We start from the raw sequence: 18,056 nt of genomic DNA on the forward strand, positions 1-18,056 counted from the left end.
ATCACTCCGCCGCGGTGCACGTCAGGGACCCCTGGGAGGACCGGCCCCAACGCTCGGCGAGACCGGTCTCCAGCTCGGTCATGACGTCCAGGAAGCGTTGCAGCACGGGCTCGGTCTCCCGTAGCGGGACCGGGAACCCGCCTCTCGTGAGGGTTCCGTCGACCGGTGAGGGGCTGTGATTCCTGCCGGGCGTGTAGGTGTAGGAGCCCAGCGTCACCGCACACCCCCCTTCGATGACGTGCCCTTGCTCTCGCCTCAACGGACAGGAGACCAATTCCCCGTTTTCCTCGGTCATATCCGAAGTAACGTCTGCCTACTCCGTCGGATGCGTGGCAGTCGAGTGAACGATTTCTGGGATCCTCGCTCGATCCGAATTCACGCAAACACGCAAAATCGACGGTATTGCTGTATGAATAGCGTCGCGGGGCCGGTCAGGATTCCGCCGTGTCGGTCGCGTCGACGACGTCCAGCATGACCGACGGGTCCGGCGGTTCGCCGCCGAGTCGCTGTTCGGACCAGATGGTCTTGTCCCGGCGGCCGTGCCGGACGCCCCAGTGGGAGCTGAGCCGCATGACGATGTAGAGACCGCGTCCGCCCTCGTCGCTCTCCCTCGCGTGGCGCAGGTGGGGGCTGGCGCTGTTGGCGTCCGTGACCTCGGTCAGAAGCCGGTCCTGGTCGTGGATGAGCCGCAGGCGGACCGGTCCCTTGCCGTGGCGGATGGCGTTGGTGACGAGCTCGCTGACGATGAGTTCGGTGGCGAAGACCGCTTCGTCGAGGTCCCAGGCGGCGAGTTGCCGGTCGGTGAGCAGGCGCGCCGTGCTCACGACGGAGGCGTCTGCGGGCAGGGTCCAGTCCGCGACCTGCTCCGGCGACAGGGCGTGGGTGCGGGCGAGGAGGAGGACGGCGTCGTCCTGCGGGGAAGGTGCCACGCGGTACACGGCGGAGTCGCACAGTTCCTGCAGGGGCAGCGTGGTGGAGGCGAGGACGCGTTCGAGGTGGCGTACGGCGGCGGCCCGGTCGTCACCGTCGGCGGCGAGGAGGCCGCTGGTGAAGTGGGCGAGCAGACTGCCCGGGGGGAGCTCGATCACGATCGGGGTGAAGGCACGTCCGCCGCCCGCCCCCAGGGGCGGCCCCTGGGGTATGTCCACGGTGAGCGGTGACCCGTCGGGGTCGACGACGATGGGCGGGGGGTGTCCCGCGCGGACCATGGTGCAGTGGCAGGAGACCGGGTCGTAGACGGTGATCGCGCACGTCGCCGCATCGGTGTCCGCGGCCGCCGCGGAGGCCTTGGCGAGCTGGGCGGCGACCTCGTCCAGACGGGTCAGCAGCTCGTCCGCCTCCAGGTCCTGCAGGGCGAGCGTGCGCACGGCGACCCGGAGCTGGCCCATGGTGGCCGCCGCTTCGACGCCGTGACCGGCGACCTCGCCGACGACGAGGGCGACGCGCGTGCCGGAGAGGGGGATGACGTCGAACCAGTCGCCGCCGGCGCTCTCGGGCAGGTACACGTGGGCGGTCTCCACCGCCGAGAGGTCGGGGATCACACCGGGCTGGAGCCGACGCTGCAGTGCCGTGGCCACGGTACGTTCGCGCTGGTAACTGCGCGCGTTGTCCAGCTGCGCGGACGCCGTGGTGGTCACCTGCCGGGCCACGTCCAGATCCGCTTCCCGGAAAGGGTCGGTCCGGTTCCGGTACAGGGTCAGCAGACCGAGGACGCTGTCCCGAACAGTGAGCGGAGCGACGATCATGGAGTGCACGTTGGCTTTGAGCAGCGGCGCGAAGCCGTCCGGATCGGCGGACAGCCACGGCGCGTCCGGTGAGACCCGGACGATGCGGGCCTGTCTGTCGTTGAGGGCCTGTGTGTACGGGGTGGGGAAGGGGAAGGGGCGGCTGTCGCCCTTCTTCCTGATGGTCTCGGCGGTGGCTGGGGCGAAGGACACGCGGCGCAGGGGAACACTCGTCGGCAGGGGGCCGGCCTGCCCGCCGGGGCCCTGCCGGCCGTCGTCCAGCAGGTCGACGGCCGCGGCGTCGGCGAACGCGGGCACCAGCGCGCGCACCAGCTCGTCGGCCGTGGTCCGCGCGTCGAGCGTGGAGCCGACCGCCGCGTGCACCGTACTGAGAACGGCCAGGCGGGCCGCCGCCTCCTGCCTGTCGGTCACGTCCTCGACCACGCCCACCAGCCCCGGCATGCCGTCGCCCGAGCCGTGCAGGGGGAAGAGGGACACCTCGAGCGCGAGGGTCCGGTGCGGGTTCGAGGGCGACTGTCCCCGCACCAGCCGGCCCCTCAGCGGCTCGCCGGTCGCGAGGGCCTCGTCGATCAGGGCCCTGATCTCGGCCGGGTCGAAGCCGGGGGCGAAGTCCTCGGCGCAGTGGCCGGTGACGTCCTCGGGGGGTACCCTGCGCGCTCCCCGCCCGGCGGGGTTGTAGCGGGTGACCTTCTGCTCGGAGTCGAAGACGAACAGACCCTGGGGGGAACCGGCGAACAGCGCGTCCAGCACCGCAGAGTCGTCGATGGAACGGGCTGCCACCACAAGCTCCCTTCGCGGACCTTCCCCCCCTCACCTTCTCGCATCGACCGCCCGCGGCAACTCGACCGGCGCGGTGCGGTGAGACGGCGCCCACTCCGGCGGCGGGCCCCGGTGGCCGGCGCCGGTGGCGGGCGCCGGTGGCGGGCTCCGGTGGCTCCGGAGACGGCCCGTGCGTCACCCGTGCGGGGTGGTGGGGGCGGCGGCTTCGAGAGCGGCGACGCTGCCCGACATGATGGTGCGAACGTGCTCGGTGATGTGCCGCGCGGGCCAGTCCCACCAGGCCACCGCCAGCAGCCGGGCGATGTCCTCGCTGGTGTAGCGGGTGCGGAGGAGGCGGGCCGGGTTGCCGCCGACGATGCCGTAGTCGGGCACGTCGCCGGTGACCACGGCGCCCGCGGCGATGATCGCGCCGTGTCCGATCCGCACACCCGGCATGACCGTCGCGCCGTGGCCGAACCACACGTCGTTGCCGACGACGGTGTCCCCACGACTGGGCAGGCCGGTGAGCAGGTCGAAGTGCTCGGCCCACGAGCCGCCCATGGTGGGGAAGGGGAAGGTGGAGGGGCCGTCCATCCGGTGGTTGGCGCCGTTCATGATGAACCGCACGCCCGTGCCCAGCGCGCAGAACTTGCCGATGACCAGCTTCTCCGGCCCGTAGTGGTAGAGCACGTTGCGTGTCTCGAAGGCCGTCGGGTCGTCCGGGTCGTCGTAGTAGGAGTACTCCCCGACCTCGATCAACGGGGACTTCACGAGCGGCTTGAGCAGGACGACCCGGGGCTGCTCGGGCATCGGGTGGAGCACCGTGGGGTCGGCGGGTGCGGGCATGGGGAGGAACTCCTCACCGGTAGCGGGTCCTGGCCCGCTCCATGATCGACGCACCGCACCAGCCAGGGACACCCATTTACCACCCGCGCGCACGCAGGCGGCCGACTGCCCGCCGGCCGCCTGCCAGGCGTCTTCCTCGCCCCGCGCCCGCGCAGGGCGAGGAAGACGCCTGGCAGGGGGAGTGGCGCGGCCCTTCCCCGGTCCCGAGGAGGGCTCAGCGCTTGAGCGTGAAGGTGAAGTCGCCGGAGAGCTTGCCGGTCAGCCGGACCGCCGAAGCGAGCTTCCCCTCCGTGATCAGTCTCTCGGCCTCGGCCCGCGAAAGACCGCAGGTGTCCCCGCAGGCGGTGCAGAGCGCGACGCGCGACGGTTCAGCGCTCGGGAGGTCTCACACGGTGTACAACGGCATCTCCTTGACCGGACGCCGTGGTTCGCCAGCAAGGTAGGGGCGCACAGCGGCGCCGCTCCACTGGCTTTACGGCGACGGGGCCGTGGCGCACGGCAGGCGACGTCATCGCCGCGGCCCTGGACGGACCGGCGCACGGGGATGTGACGGGGTGCCTCGGGTGCGACCTGCCGGCCGGGCGCCGGGAACCACCCGGCGGTGTCGTGCACGAAAGCGCGGCCTGGGTGGTGAACCACCTCGTGGGTCCGTGACCTCGGCACCCTCATCGCCGGTCCCCGGGAACACGTCGTGACCGTCACCGAACTCGCCGACCGGGCAACGGCGGAACCCGGCGCCTCGCCGCGCGACACCGCTCGTGTCATGGAGACGTTGTGCAGCCCTGACCGACCCACGTCTGCATGCGGTCGCACGGCCGCGCCGCGCGCAGGCACCTGCGCATCGCCGTCCAGCCGGTGACCGCACAGGTGCGGGCCCGCTGGGGCGGACTGCGCTGCCAGCAACCCCAGGCCCGCATGCCGGCGGACGGCGACGAGCCGGACAGCGCGGACGTCGAGCACGTCTGCGACGGGGCTCGCGAGCTGCTGTTGGTCGCGGGCCTCGCCACCCGCTGGGGTCGGCACCTCCGGCCGGGGGGTCCGGGCAGGACGGTCTGGGCGGTCTGGGCGGAGTGCGTGTTCGCAACTCCCATGTGAGCCCGGGACCGCGGTGGAAGAATGTGGCGAGATGATCTCCAGTGACTACTCTCCGTTCGCCCACCTCACCACCCCCAACGCCCCCCTCTACCGTCAGGTCATGCGCGCGTTCCTCGCCGCCAAGGAGCGGTTCGCGGTGCATCTGCGGCCGGAGGACGTGTACGCCGCCCTGGACGCGGGGAGCCGGCCCGCCGACCCGGACGCGGTGACGCAGGCGCTGGACAAGCTCGTGGAGTGGGGCAATCTGCGGGCCGACCCGGACCACGCGCGGGTGACGGCGGTCGAGGACTTCTACCGCAGGCGGTTCATCTACCAGCTCACCCGGGCCGGTGAGGCGGCCGAGGCGGCGCTGGGGACGTACGACGAGGTGCTGGGGCGGCGCGGCGAACTCCAGGCGGTCGCGCTGCACGACATCGTCACACAGCTGCGTGCTCTGCTGGTGATCGCCGCGGAGGACGAGCCCGACCCGGCGAAGACCTACGTCGCCCTGTCCGTGCTGACGGCGCGGTTCACCGACCTCGCCGACAACGCCCGCGCCTTCATGGGCTCGCTCCAGCGCACCATCGACCTGCACGACATCGAGGTCGAGGCGTTCCTCGCCTACAAGGACCGGCTGATCCAGTACCTGGAGCGGTTCATCCAGGACCTCATCACCCTCGGCGGGCGGATCGCCCTGCTCATCGGAGAGCTGGAGGAGCAGGAGCGGGTCGCTCCGCTGCTGCGGCTCGCCGCCGCCCGCGAGGCCGCCGACGCCGCTCCCGAGGACGCCGAGCGGGCGGAGGCGGTGGCGTACGAGCGGTGGGCCGCCCGGTGGTCCGGGCTCGCCGAGTGGTTCGTGTCGGGGGAGGGGCGGGATGCGCAGGCCAGACTGCTGCGGGGGCGGGCGCTCGGCTCGATCCCGCAGCTCCTGGCCGTCGTACGGCAGCTCAACGAGCGGCGGGCCGGACGCTCGGACCGTTCAGCCGACTTCCGCACCCTCGCGCGCTGGTTCGCCCAGGCCCCGGACGACGCGGCACGGCACCGGCTGTGGCGCGTGGCGTTCGGGTTGCACTCCTCCCGGCACCTCACCATCGACGCCGAAACCCTCGCCGAACGGACGGCCGCCCCTGAGCCGGCCTCCACCCCGTGGAGCGAGGCGCGACCGCTGCGTATCAGCCCCCAGCTGCGCCGCACCGGCAGCTATGAACGACGCGGCAAGCCGCGCAGGGTGGCCGACCGGGGCGAGGCGAAGCGCCGGCTCGCCGAGATCGCAGCCCGGCAGACGGAGGAGACCAGGCGGGCGCGGGACCGTCTCGTGACGGACGGACCGGTGCGGCTGTCCCGGCTCGGGGGACTCGACCCGCATGCCTTCCAGTTGTTCCTGCGGCTGCTCGGCGACGCGCTCGCCACCTGGCGGCCGGGCACCATCACCACAGTCGCCACCAGCGGGGACGGTTCGATGGAGATCCGGCTGACCGCGCTCGACGACGGTTCGACAGCCGAAGTGCGCACTCCCGACGGTGTGTTCAGCGGCCCCGACCATCTGATCGACATCGTCGACCTCACGGTGGGGCAGGGCGACCGTGCCGCCGCACCGCCATCGGCACCCGTTCCCCTCCCCGCCCCGCGACGGGACACCGCTCCCCAACTCACGGAGGACCGATGAGTGGCCCCCTGGGCGAGGTCCTCGACGGCCAGCGGCAGGCCGACCTCCAGAAGGCCGCACGCGCCCTGCTGAAGAAGCCGCTGCTCACGGCCGACGGACCGTACGCAGACGAGTTCAAGCTGGTGCGCCGGCACACCGCCGAGCTGCGGGAGTGGTTCGAACGCAACGTCGGCTGGACGCTGCGCACGGACGCCGACGCAGCACGGCTGCGCAAGACGCCGGGCACCGTCACCGACGCCACACACCCGGCGCGCGAGGCCACCCGGAGCGCCCTGCCCTTCACCCGACGCCGCTACGTCCTGCTCTGCCTGGCCCTGGCCGCGCTGGAACGGGGCGAGTCGCAGGTGGCGCTCGGACGCCTCGCCGAGCAGGTCGTCCTGGCCGCCGCCGATCCCGAACTCGTCGCTGCCGGGATCACGTTCACCCTGGAGCGGCGCGACGAGCGACTCGACCTCGCGGCCGTCGTCCGCGTGCTGCTGCGGTTCGGCGTGCTGCGGCGGGTCGCCGGCGACGAGGACGCCTACGTCAGCGGATCGGGCGACGTGCTGTACGACGTGCGGCGGCGCGTGCTGGCCGGGATGCCCGCGTCCCTGCGCGGTCCCTCCATGGTCGAGGCCGAGGGCTTCGAGGAGCGCCTGGTGGAGATGACCGCGTCGACCGTGCTCGACAGCGACGAGCTCAGGTTCCGGGCGGTCCGCTGGAAACTGACCCGCATCCTCCTGGACGACCCGGTGCTGTACTACGACGACCTGACCGACGATGAACTGGCCTACCTCACCCGGCAGCGTGGCTTCATCACCGCCCGCATCAACGAGCTGACGGGACTCGTCCCGGAGGCCCGGGCCGAGGGCATCGCCATGGTCGACCCGATGGACGACCTCACGGACGCGCGCATGCCGGAACAGGGCACCCACGGTCACATCACCCTGCTGCTGGCGGGGCACCTGGCCCGGGCGGACGGGCCCGTCGAACCGGCGGAACTGGCGGCCCGCGTACGGGAACTGGCCGTGGAGCACGGCGGGTTCTGGTCCAAGTCGGCGAGGGAACCGGGAGCGGAGCCCGGACTCGTCGAGCAGGCGCTGGCCAGGCTGGTGGCGCTGGGACTCGCCGAGCGCACCGAAGGGGGTGTCGTACCGCGGCCGGCCCTCGCCCGGTACGCGGTCGGCGAACCCGTGGTCAGCGAACCCGGACGGGCCCGCCGGTCCGCCACGACGGAACAATCCGCGCAGCCCGCGCAGCCCGCGCAGGACGAAAGGTGAACCACCCGTGACCGCGCTCCCCGGACCCGAGTCGCCCGGCCCCGTGCTGCCCGCTCCCGCGCCCGGCCGGTGGCGGCCCCTGCGCATCGGACTCGTCGACCTCTTCCACTACGACGTCGAGGAGTTCTGGTTCCGCGACGGCCGACTGCTGTTGCGCGGCAACAACGGCACCGGCAAGTCGAAGGTGCTGGCCCTCACCCTGCCGTTCCTCCTGGACGGCGACCTCTCCGCCCGTCGTGTCGAACCCGACGGCGACCCCGGCAAGCGCATGGAGTGGAACCTCCTCCTGGGCGGCGCGCACCCGCACCCCGAACGGCTCGGATACACCTGGATCGAGTTCGGACGACTCGACGGCAGCACGGGTGAGGCGCACTTCCGCACGCTGCTGTGCGGACTCAAGGCGGTCGCCGGACGTGGCATCGCCCGCCACTGGTTCGCGGTCACCGGCCAGCGCATCGGCGCCGGCCTCGACCTGCTGGACGCGACCGGCACGGCACTGTCCCGGGACCGGCTCGCCGAGGCCGTAGGCGCCCACGGCATGGTGTACGACACGGCGAAGGCCTACCGCAGGGCAGTCGACGAAGCCCTGTTCGGGCTGGGGGAGCGGCGCTACGGCGCCCTCGTCGACCTCCTGATCCAGCTGCGCCAGCCCCAGCTGTCCAAGCGCCCCAGCGAGGCCGCCCTGTCCCGGGCGCTGACCGAGGCACTCCCACCGATGGACCAGGCGGTCGTCGCCGACGCGGCGGAGGCGTTCCGGTCGCTGGACGAGGAGAAGGAGGAACTGCGGGCGGCCCGCGAGGCCGAACAGGCGTCCACGGCGTTCCTCGACCACTACCGCCGCTACGCCCGCCTCGCCTCCCGGCGCCGCGCCCGCCTGCCCCGCCGCGAACACGCCCGGTACGAGAACCTGCAACGGGAACTCGCCAGGGCACAGGCGGACCTGCACCGGGCCTCGGCGGAACGCGAGGAGGCCGCGGCGAGGGGCACCGCCCTCGACGAGCGGGCCGCACGGCTGGCCGCCCAGGACGCCACGCTGCGGTCCCGGCCCGAGATGCGCGACGCCCGCGCGCTCGACCGGGCGGCGGACGACGCCTCCCGCACGGCGGCAGACCTGAAGCGGGCCGAGGCGGATCGGCGTACGGCGGCCGAGGCACACACCCGGGCCCTGGGCCGGCTCGCCACCGCGGACAACCGGCTCACAGCAGCCCGGGAGGCGTTGGACGGGATCCGCGACCGGGTGGCCGAGAGCGCGGTAGCCGCCCGGCTCCGGCTTCCCAGGACGGAGGGAGCCCCCGAGGCGGTTCTGCGCCGGGAGGCGGATGAGGCGACCGCGAGCAGGCAGCGCGCCGTCGGGCACGTGGCGGAGCTCGTCACGCGGGCCGAGCAGGCCGAGGAGCGGCACCGTGCCGCTCGGCTGCGCGTCGACGAGGCCGACGAGGAGGTCGTGCACGGGCAGGAGCGACTGGCCGAGGCGGAGGAGGACGTCGCCCGGGAGGGGCGGGCGCTGGTCACGGCCGTGCGGGAGCGTCTTTCCGGGTGTGTGGAGCTGCGGGTGCCGGGGCTGCCCGGGGTCCTGGACGCCGTACAGGACTGGTCGGGCTCTCTGGACGGCCCGATGCCGGCCCGTACGGCGGCGAGCGAGGCGCATCGCGCCGCCGCCACCCGCCTGGCCGACCGGGCGGCCGGACTGGCCCACCGCGAGGCGGCGACGGCGGAGCGGCAGCGACTGGCGGTGGAGGAACTGACCGCCCTCGAGTCAGGCGGGGAACGCGGCCCCGCGGCTCCCCCCACGCGCACACCTGGCGTGCGGGACCGGGGCCCCGGCGCCCCGCTGTGGCGGCTCGTCGACTTCCACCCACACGTCACCGAGGCCGACCGCGCGGGACTGGAAGCCGCGCTTCAGGCGTCGGGGCTCCTCGACGCCTGGGTGCGGCCGGACGGCTCCGCGGTCGCGGCGGACGGACACGACGTACTGCTCGACCCGGTCGGGCTGCTCGGCGGGACCGGCCTCGACCGCGCGCTGTGCCCGGCCGTCGACCCCGCGGACGAGGGAGCCGCCGCCGTGGGGGAGGAGACGGTCGCGCGCCTGCTCGCCTCGATCGGCCTGGTCGCGGGCGACGGCGACGGGTCCGGCGAGGCCTCCTGGGAGGCCGGCGGCCACGACACCTGGGTCTGCGGGGACGGGCGCTTCCGCGTCGGGGCGCTCACCGGAAGCTGGGCCAAGGGCAGCGCCCAGTACGTGGGGGAAGGGGCACGGGAGCAGGCACGCCGCGTCCGCATGCGGGAACTGCGCGCCGAGATCGACGGCCTGACGGCGGAGCGGGAACGACTGGCCGAGGAGTCCCGTGCCGTGGCCGGGCGCCGTGCCACGCTGGACGCCGAACTCGCCGCACTGCCCGGCGACGACGATCTGCGGCACGCCCACGCACGCGTCACCGCCGCGGCCGAAGCGGTCCGACGGGCCCGAGCCCGGCGGGACGAACGTGCCGCGGAACTGGCTCCGGCGGCGGAGCGGGCCGATCGTGCGGCGGCCGAACTCACCGACACCGCGGCGGCCCTGAGCCTCCCCGCCGACCACACGGAACTTGGCGCCGTGCGCCAGGCGCTCGCCGACCACACCGCCCTCCTGGCGGCCCTGTGGCCGGCACTGCGCGAACGCGCGGAGGCCGAGCGCGCGGTGACCGGTGAGCGGGAGGAGACCGGCCGGGCCGAACTCCTCGTGTCAGCACTCGCGGAGCGCGCCACGGAGGCGGCTCGGTCGGCCGCGGCGGCGGACGAACACCTCACGACGCTCCGCTCCACCGTCGGAGCGGCCGTCGCCGAGCTGCAGAGGCAACTGGAGGAGACGGCCGAGGCGGCCCGGGTCTGCGAGCACGAGCAGCGGCAGGCCAGCGCGGAGTACGGTGACGCCGACCGGCGGGCCAGCCGCGCCGAGGGACGCCTCGAGCGGCTCACCGAGGACGTCACCGAGGCGACCGCCGCGCGGGAGGAGGCGGTCGCGGCGCTCCAGCGGTTCGCCGCGACGGGGCTGCTCGCCGTCGCGCTGCCCGACATCGATGTACCGGACGACGGCGGAGGGCCGTGGGCGGCGACCCCCGCTGTCGCCCTCGCGCGGGCGGTGGAGTCCCGGCTCTCCGCGATCGACGACACCGACGCGGCGTGGGAGCGCGTGCAGAAGCGGCTGAGCGAGGAGTTCGGCAGGCTCCAGGACGCGCTGTCGCGGCACGGCCACACCGCCATCGCCCGCCCGAGCGAGGACGGCATGCGGGTCGACATCGTCTATCAGGGCCGGGAACGGGCCGTGCCCGAACTCGCGGAGGCGCTGGCCGTGGAGGTCGCGGAACTGACCCGCATCCTGTCCGCACGCGAGCGCGAGATCCTCCAGACCCATCTGATCACCGAGGTCGCCGGGACGCTCCAGGAACTGATCGGGGCGGCCGAACGCCGGGTGGCCGCCATGAACAGGGAGCTGGAGGAGCGCCCGACCTCCACGGGCATGAAGCTGCGGCTGGTGTGGAGAGCGTCCCGCCGGGCTCCGCAGGGACTGGCTCAGGCCCGCGAACGGCTGCGTCAGTCGGCCGACGCGTGGTCGCCCGAGGACCGGGCAGCGGTCGGCGCGTTCCTCCAGGAGCAGATCGCCCACCGGCAGGCCGACGACAGCGCCGGCAGCTGGCTGGAGGATCTCACCGCCGCCCTCGACTACCGGTCCTGGCACGAGTTCGGCGTCGAACGCCACCAGCACGGCAAGTGGGTGCCGGCCACCGGCCCCGCCTCGGGCGGGGAGCGGGTGCTGGCCGCGTCCGTGCCCCTGTTCGCCGCCGCGTCCTCGCACTACGCGAGCGCGGGCGGCGCGCACGCCCCGCGCCTGGTCACCCTGGACGAGGCGTTCGCCGGCGTCGACGACGACTCACGCGCCAAGTGCCTCGGTCTGCTGCGCGCCTTCGACCTCGACGTCGTCATGACCAGTGAGCGCGAATGGGCCTGCTACCCCCAGGTGCCGGGTATCGCCATCGCCCAGCTCTCCCGCGTCGACGACATCGACGCCGTACTGGTGACACGGTGGGAATGGGACGGCGGCGAACGGCGGCGCGGCACGCAACCCGGTGCCCGGGCGGACGCGCTTGCGGCGGCTGCCGGTGCCGGAGACTCAGGCGAGTGGCCCGACGGACCTGTGAGTCCCTCCCGTGAGCCAGGGCGGACCGCCGTGGCCGACAGTGCAGGTGGACAGGGGGGCCTGTGGACGTGAACCACGCGGCGGCCCCGCCCGACCGCGACGGAGGCCGGGCGGTGCCCCGACGCACGACACCGCCGGAAGCGACCGCGGACGTGGTGCCGAAGGGGCCTGTACCGGCAGAAGCCCGGACCGACGTCGACACCGAGCGCCTCGGACGCCTGCTCGGCGATCCCGGCCTCACCTGGTTCGTGGACCGCGTGCGGCAGCGGATGGCACGCGGCCGGCCGCTCACCGGCTCCGTCACCTTGTCCGACCCCGAGGAATCCCAACGGCGCGCCGCCGAACGCCTCCTGGGACGGGCACCGCGAGCCCGCGGCTCCCTCGGCATACGCCTCGACACGGTGGATGAGATCCTGCGTCGCTCCGGTGTCAGCCCCGGCGGACTGGCGGCGGCCGTCGTCGCCCTCGCCGGCCCGGTCGTACTCCACGCCGAGACACGGAACAGAGAGGAACGGGCCTGGGAGGAGGCGTACGCCCCGCTCGGCGCCCTCGACGCGGAGCTGGCCCACTGGGCCGAACGGATCCGCGGTGACGGTCTCGTACGACGCCTCGCCCGCACACCGGAGGCCGCGGTCCCCTTGGTGGAGGCCGCGGTGCGCGCGTTGCGTGCACTGCCCGCCTCACCCCCGACGTCGCGGGCGACGTTCGCGGCACGGAACCTCGCGGGCGCCCATGCCCTGGACGAGGGGACGCCGCTCGCCACTCTCGTCCTGTCCGGCATCCGTTGCCTCACCGGCTTCCCCGACGGCTCCGGGGCGCAGTGGCGGCGGGAGGCGTGGGCGTCGGCAGGCCTGCTCAAGGACGACCTGTCATCGACCGTCCTCACCCTCAACCTGCGCGGCACCCCAGCCCTCGACTGGATGGCCGACGCCGGGGAGCCGGCGGTGCTGACGCTCCGCTCCCTCACCGGCCGCGCACCGGTTGCCTCCGTTCCCCCGACGGGAACCGTTCACATCTGCGAGAACCCCGCGGTACTGTCCGCTGCCGCCGACACCCTCGGCCGGGCGTGCCCGCCCATGGTGTGCCTTCAGGGGCAACCGTCGGCCGCCGCGCTCACGTTGCTGCGCGACCAGTCTTCGCGGGGAGCCCGCCTTCTCTATCACGGCGATTTCGACTGGGGCGGGGTGCGCATCGCCACAGCACTGGCGCGAAGCGTCCCTTGGCGGCCGTGGCGCTACACGGCGGCGGAATACCGTGCAGCAGTGACCGCAGTGGCCGAAGCCTCGGATCTGACGGGCCCGCCCGCTGCGACCCCCTGGGACCCGGCCCTGGCCGTCGCTCTCGCCGAGTGCGGTGTCCGGGTCGAGGAGGAAACGGTGCTGGACGACTTGCTCACGGACCTCGGCACGGGGTCCCGCTGAGGCGTATCCCGGGGCCGCGGCGGGCGCGAAGTCCTACGAGTACCGGCTCACTCCCTCGTCATGCGCGTCTTTCCGGCGACGCGTCGTGTGGAGTGTGTGGCTCGAAAAGCCTTCACGCCCGGCCCAAAGTCCCAGAGAATTCCCAGAGGCGCCTGCACCCCCCTCCCATCTCACATTCGTGCAGCTCAGAAGGGGGGCGGTGGTGGTTTCTCTGAGGACCTTCAGATGTCCCGGAAGATCTCGATCTGCGCCCCGATCGAGTTCAGCCGCTCGGCCAGGTCCTCGTACCCGCGGTTGATGACGTAGACGTTGCGCAGGACCGACGTGCCCTCGGCCGCCATCATCGCCAGCAGGACCACCACGGCGGGGCGCAGGGCCGGCGGGCACATCATCTCGGCGGCGCGCCAGCGGGTGGGGCCCTCGACCAGGACGCGGTGGGGGTCGAGGAGCTGGAGGCGGCCGCCGAGGCGGTTCAGGTCCGTGAGGTAGATCGCGCGGTTGTCGTAGACCCAGTCGTGGATCAGCGTCTTGCCCTGCGCGGAGGCGGCGATGGCCGCGAAGAACGGGACGTTGTCGATGTTCAGGCCCGGGAAGGGCATCGGGTGGATCTTGTCGATCGGCGCCTCCAGCTTGGAGGGGCGGACGGTCAGGTCCACCAGCCGGGTGCGGCCGTTGTCGGCGAAGTACTCCGGCGTGCGGTCGTGGTCGAGGCCCATCTCCTCCAGGACCGCCAGCTCGATCTCCAGGAACTCGATGGGGACCCGGCGGACCGTCAGCTCGGACTCCGTGACCACGGCGGCGGCCAGCAGGCTCATCGCCTCGACCGGGTCCTCGGAGGGGGAGTAGTCCACGTCGGCGTCGATGACCGGCATGCCGTGCACGGTGAGGGTGGTGGTGCCGATGCCCTCGACCCGGACACCCAGGGCCTCCAGGAAGAAGCACAGGTCCTGGACCATGTAGTTGGAGGAGGCGTTGCGGATGACGGTGACGCCGTCGTGGCGGGCGGCGGCGAGGAGCGCGTTCTCGGTGACCGTGTCGCCCCGCTCGGTCAGCACGATCGGGCGGTCCGGGCGCATCTGCCGGTCGACCACCGCGTGGTAGTGGCCCTCGGTCGCGGCGACGTCCAGGCCGAACCGGCGCAGCGCGATCATGTGCGGCTCGATGGTGCGGGTGCCGAGGTCGCAGCCGCCGGCGTAGGGCAGCCGGAAGCGGTCCATGCGGTGCAGCAGCGGGCCGAGGAACATGATGATGGAGCGGGTGCGGACGGCGGCCTCGGCGTCGATGGCCTCCATGTCCAGCTCGGCCGGCGGCACGATCTCCAGGTCGGTGCCGTCGTTGATCCAGCGGGTGCGTACGCCGATGGAGTTGAGCACCTCCAGGAGGCGGTAGACCTCCTCGATGCGGGCGACCCGGCGCAGCACCGTGCGCCCCTTGTTGAGCAGCGAGGCGCACAGCAGGGCCACGCAGGCGTTCTTGCTGGTCTTGACATCGATGGCGCCCGAGAGGCGCCGGCCGCCGACCACCCGCAGGTGCATCGGACCCGCGTAGCCGAGAGAGACGATTTCGCTGTCCAGCGCTTCGCCGATGCGGGCGATCATCTCAAGGCTGATGTTCTGGTTGCCGCGCTCGATGCGGTTGACGGCACTCTGGCTGGTGTTGAGCGCCTCCGCGAGCTGTGACTGCGTCCAGCCGCGGTGCTGCCGGGCGTCACGGATGAGCTTGCCGATGCGTACGAGGTAGTCGTCTGCCATGAGGTTGAGGTTATCTCAGATATGAGATGGCACCTCTCGGGGGGTCTGTTCGAGTGATGGGGCGTCAACGGCGCCTCAATGATGCCTGGTCGGCGAGTTCGATGCCATTCGAAAGGTCCGGAAGATCCGTTGATGTCGCATGACGTCGCCTGGTGGCGTGTGGCGGAATGTGGCGTCGCGGGGGGGCGTGCGGCGGTATGTGGCGTCGGGCATCGCGGGGCGTCATGCGGCGTCGGGCGTCACGTGGCGTCGGGCGTCGCGGCGCGCCCGCGCGTGGTCGGCGGGGGTGGCCGGGCGGGGGCTTGTCGTCGCCCGTGTCGCGCTGTCCGGGGGGATTTTCGCCTGTTCGGCCCAGGAGTGGCCGGGCGGGCCACCGGGGATGGGGTGCACGCCACACCGCTCCCGGACATGACCAGCTCGCCCCCATGTACTAGAGTTATCTCGACATCGAGATATCTGCCGAGGCGCACCGCAGCCGCACGCTGCTATCGGGTCTGGTGGTAAGGGTTACCTAACTTAGCCTTACCTTAGCGGATCGGCCAGGGCGGCGTGGCGGCAGGATGCGGTGGTACGCGCACATAAATGAAGGAGACTGTCGTGTCGGCGAACAGCTTCGACGCCCGCAGCACGCTGCAGGTGGGCGACGAGTCGTACGAGATCTTCCGGCTGGACAAGGTCGAGGGCTCCGCGCGCCTTCCCTACAGCCTGAAGGTGCTGCTGGAGAACCTGCTCCGCACCGAGGACGGCGCGAACATCACCGCCGACCACATCCGCGCCCTCGGCGGCTGGGACTCGCAGGCCCAGCCGTCGCAGGAGATCCAGTTCACGCCCGCCCGCGTGATCATGCAGGACTTCACCGGCGTGCCCTGTGTCGTCGACCTCGCCACCATGCGCGAGGCCGTCAAGGAGCTCGGCGGTGACGCGGCGAAGATCAACCCGTTGGCCCCCGCCGAGCTGGTCATCGACCACTCTGTCATCGCCGACAAGTTCGGCACCAACGACGCCTTCAAGCAGAACGTCGACCTGGAGTACGGCCGCAACAAGGAGCGCTACCAGTTCCTGCGCTGGGGCCAGACCGCCTTCGACGAGTTCAAGGTCGTCCCGCCGGGCACCGGCATCGTCCACCAGGTGAACATCGAGCACCTGGCCCGCGTCGTCATGATCCGTGACGGCAAGGCCTACCCCGACACCCTGGTCGGCACCGACTCGCACACCACCATGGTCAACGGCCTCGGCGTCCTCGGCTGGGGCGTCGGCGGCATCGAGGCCGAGGCCGCGATGCTCGGCCAGCCCGTCTCCATGCTGATCCCGCGCGTCGTCGGCTTCAAGCTCACCGGTGAGCTCCAGCCCGGCACGACCGCCACCGACCTCGTCCTCACGATCACCGAGATGCTGCGCAAGCACGGCGTCGTCGGCAAGTTCGTCGAGTTCTACGGTGAGGGTGTCGCCGCCACATCGCTGGCCAACCGCGCCACCATCGGCAACATGTCGCCGGAGTTCGGCTCCACCGCCGCGATCTTCCCGATCGACGACGAGACGCTGAACTACATGCGCCTGACCGGCCGCAGCGACCAGCAGGTCGCGCTCGTCGAGGCGTACGCCAAGGAGCAGGGCCTCTGGCTGGACCCGAAGGCCGAGCCGGACTTCTCCGAGAAGCTGGAGCTCGACCTCTCCACGGTCGTGCCCTCCATCGCCGGCCCGAAGCGTCCGCAGGACCGCATCGTCCTCGCCAACGCCGCCGAGCAGTTCAAGCAGGACGTCCGCAACTACGTGGACAGCGTGGACGAGGCGGGCCAGGAGTCCTTCCCGGCCTCCGACGCCCCCGCCGTCACCAACGGCGTGCCGTCCAACCCGGTCCCGGTCACCGCCCCCGACGGCACCACCTACGAGCTGGACCACGGTGCGGTGACGGTCGCGGCCATCACCTCCTGCACCAACACCTCCAACCCGTACGTCATGGTCGCCGCCGCCCTGGTGGCCAAGAAGGCGGTCGAGAAGGGCCTGACCCGCAAGCCGTGGGTCAAGACCACCCTCGCCCCGGGCTCCAAGGTCGTCACCGACTACTTCGAGAAGGCGGGCCTGACCCCGTACCTCGACAAGGTCGGCTTCAACCTGGTCGGTTACGGCTGCACGACCTGCATCGGCAACTCCGGCCCGCTGCCGGACGAGGTCTCCAAGGCCGTCAACGACCACGACCTCGCCGTCACCTCGGTCCTCTCCGGCAACCGCAACTTCGAGGGCCGGATCAATCCCGACGTCAAGATGAACTACCTGGCGTCCCCGCCGCTGGTGGTCGCCTACGCCCTCGCGGGCTCCATGAAGGTGGACATCACCAAGGACGCCCTGGGCACCGACCAGGACGGCAACCCGGTCTTCCTCAAGGACATCTGGCCCTCCGAGGCCGAGGTCAACGACGTCGTCGCCAACGCCATCGGCGAGGACATGTTCTCCAAGTCCTACAGCGACGTCTTCGCGGGCGACGCCCAGTGGCAGGCGCTGCCGATCCCGACCGGCGACACCTTCGAGTGGGACACCGAGTCCACCTACGTGCGCAAGCCCCCGTACTTCGAGGGCATGGGCATGGAGCCGGCCCCGGTCGAGGACATCTCCGGCGCCCGCGTGCTCGCCAAGCTGGGCGACTCGGTCACCACCGACCACATCTCCCCGGCCGGTGCGATCAAGGCCGACACCCCGGCGGGCAAGTACCTGACGGAGCACGGCGTCGAGCGCCGCGACTTCAACAGCTACGGCTCCCGCCGCGGCAACCACGAGATCATGATCCGCGGTACGTTCGCCAACATCCGCCTGCGCAACCAGATCGCGCCGGGCACCGAGGGCGGCTACACCCGCGACTTCACCCAGGACGGCGGTCCGGTGTCGTTCATCTACGACGCCTCCCGCAACTACATCGAGCAGAACATCCCGCTCGTCGTCCTGGCCGGCAAGGAGTACGGCTCCGGCTCGTCCCGCGACTGGGCCGCCAAGGGCACCGCGCTCCTCGGCGTCAAGGCCGTCATCGCCGAGTCCTACGAGCGCATCCACCGCTCGAACCTCATCGGCATGGGCGTCCTGCCGCTCCAGTTCCCGGAGGGCCAGTCCGCGGCCTCCCTCGGCCTGACCGGCGAGGAGACCTTCTCCGTCTCCGGCGTCACCGAGCTGAACGAGGGCACCACCCCGCGCACGGTGAAGGTCACCACCGACACCGGTGTCGAGTTCGACGCGGTCGTCCGCATCGACACCCCCGGTGAGGCCGACTACTACCGCAACGGCGGCATCCTGCAGTACGTGCTGCGCAGCCTGATCCGCAAGTAGGCGGCGGCGCACAACGGTTGAGGGCCGCACCCCCGGCGACGGGGGTGCG

General features: G+C 72.2%; 10 protein-coding genes. 6 read left to right on the plus strand and 4 right to left on the minus strand.

Features of this window, described 5'->3' with window-relative positions:
• Position 1: 1 nt before the first annotated feature.
• The 3 genes from KUM32_RS35205 to KUM32_RS35215 form a co-directional block, all read right to left on the minus strand.
• Positions 2-217, minus strand: coding sequence for a hypothetical protein (locus tag KUM32_RS35205; protein ID WP_308408800.1), 216 nt, complete (start codon positions 215-217; stop codon positions 2-4).
• Between the two features lie 214 nt (positions 218-431).
• A complete protein-coding gene (locus tag KUM32_RS35210; protein ID WP_217145999.1) occupies positions 432-2,525 on the minus strand; it encodes a SpoIIE family protein phosphatase in 2,094 nt (697 codons plus the stop codon).
• A 174-nt stretch (positions 2,526-2,699) separates the two neighbouring features.
• Positions 2,700-3,350, minus strand: coding sequence for a CatB-related O-acetyltransferase (locus tag KUM32_RS35215; protein ID WP_217146000.1), 651 nt, complete (start codon positions 3,348-3,350; stop codon positions 2,700-2,702).
• An 801-nt stretch (positions 3,351-4,151) separates the two neighbouring features.
• On the opposite strand from KUM32_RS35215, the gene KUM32_RS45500 reads away from it, so the two are divergent.
• Genes KUM32_RS45500 through KUM32_RS35245 form a run of 5 tightly spaced genes read left to right on the plus strand, consistent with a single transcriptional unit; the run spans position 4,152 to position 12,944 of the window.
• A complete protein-coding gene (locus KUM32_RS45500; protein ID WP_254406602.1) occupies positions 4,152-4,445 on the plus strand; it encodes a hypothetical protein in 294 nt (97 codons plus the stop codon).
• Positions 4,446-4,476: 31 nt separating this feature from the next.
• On the plus strand, positions 4,477-6,090 hold the full coding sequence (locus tag KUM32_RS35230; protein ID WP_217146001.1) for a TIGR02677 family protein: 1,614 nt from the start codon (positions 4,477-4,479) through the stop codon (positions 6,088-6,090).
• Complete coding sequence (locus KUM32_RS35235; protein ID WP_217146002.1) at positions 6,087-7,349, plus strand: TIGR02678 family protein; 1,263 nt, start codon at positions 6,087-6,089, stop codon at positions 7,347-7,349. Before KUM32_RS35230 ends, KUM32_RS35235 begins: the two co-directional genes overlap by 4 nt.
• A 7-nt stretch (positions 7,350-7,356) precedes the next feature.
• Positions 7,357-11,595 (plus strand): TIGR02680 family protein, encoded by a 4,239-nt coding sequence (locus KUM32_RS35240; protein ID WP_308408801.1) that lies wholly within the window; start codon positions 7,357-7,359, stop codon positions 11,593-11,595.
• A 41-nt stretch (positions 11,596-11,636) separates the two neighbouring features.
• Complete coding sequence (locus tag KUM32_RS35245; RefSeq protein WP_308408802.1) at positions 11,637-12,944, plus strand: TIGR02679 family protein; 1,308 nt, start codon at positions 11,637-11,639, stop codon at positions 12,942-12,944.
• A gap of 221 nt (positions 12,945-13,165) precedes the next feature.
• Here the strand turns inward: KUM32_RS35245 and KUM32_RS35250 are convergent, their stop codons facing one another.
• Entirely contained in the window at positions 13,166-14,695 is a 1,530-nt protein-coding gene (locus tag KUM32_RS35250; RefSeq protein WP_217146003.1) for a UDP-N-acetylglucosamine 1-carboxyvinyltransferase, read from the minus strand.
• A 597-nt stretch (positions 14,696-15,292) separates the two neighbouring features.
• Here KUM32_RS35250 and acnA point away from each other — a divergent pair.
• Positions 15,293-18,007, plus strand: a complete 2,715-nt coding sequence (gene acnA / locus KUM32_RS35255; protein ID WP_308408803.1) for an aconitate hydratase AcnA — start codon at positions 15,293-15,295, stop codon at positions 18,005-18,007.
• Positions 18,008-18,056: the final 49 nt, after the last annotated feature.

This window comes from Streptomyces sp. AC627_RSS907 (assembly GCF_019049165.1).

What these genes read in the sequence shown, in the direction of transcription:
- KUM32_RS45500 (WP_254406602.1), top strand. Translation starts at nt 4,152, where the DNA reads ATGCGGTCGCACGGCCGCGCCGCGCGCAGGCACCTGCGCATCGCCGTC.
- KUM32_RS35230 (WP_217146001.1), top strand. Translation starts at nt 4,477, where the DNA reads ATGATCTCCAGTGACTACTCTCCGTTCGCCCACCTCACCACCCCCAAC.
- KUM32_RS35235 (WP_217146002.1), top strand. Translation starts at nt 6,087, where the DNA reads ATGAGTGGCCCCCTGGGCGAGGTCCTCGACGGCCAGCGGCAGGCCGAC.
- KUM32_RS35215 (WP_217146000.1), bottom strand. Translation starts at nt 3,350, where the DNA reads ATGCCCGCACCCGCCGACCCCACGGTGCTCCACCCGATGCCCGAGCAG.
- KUM32_RS35250 (WP_217146003.1), bottom strand. Translation starts at nt 14,695, where the DNA reads ATGGCAGACGACTACCTCGTACGCATCGGCAAGCTCATCCGTGACGCC.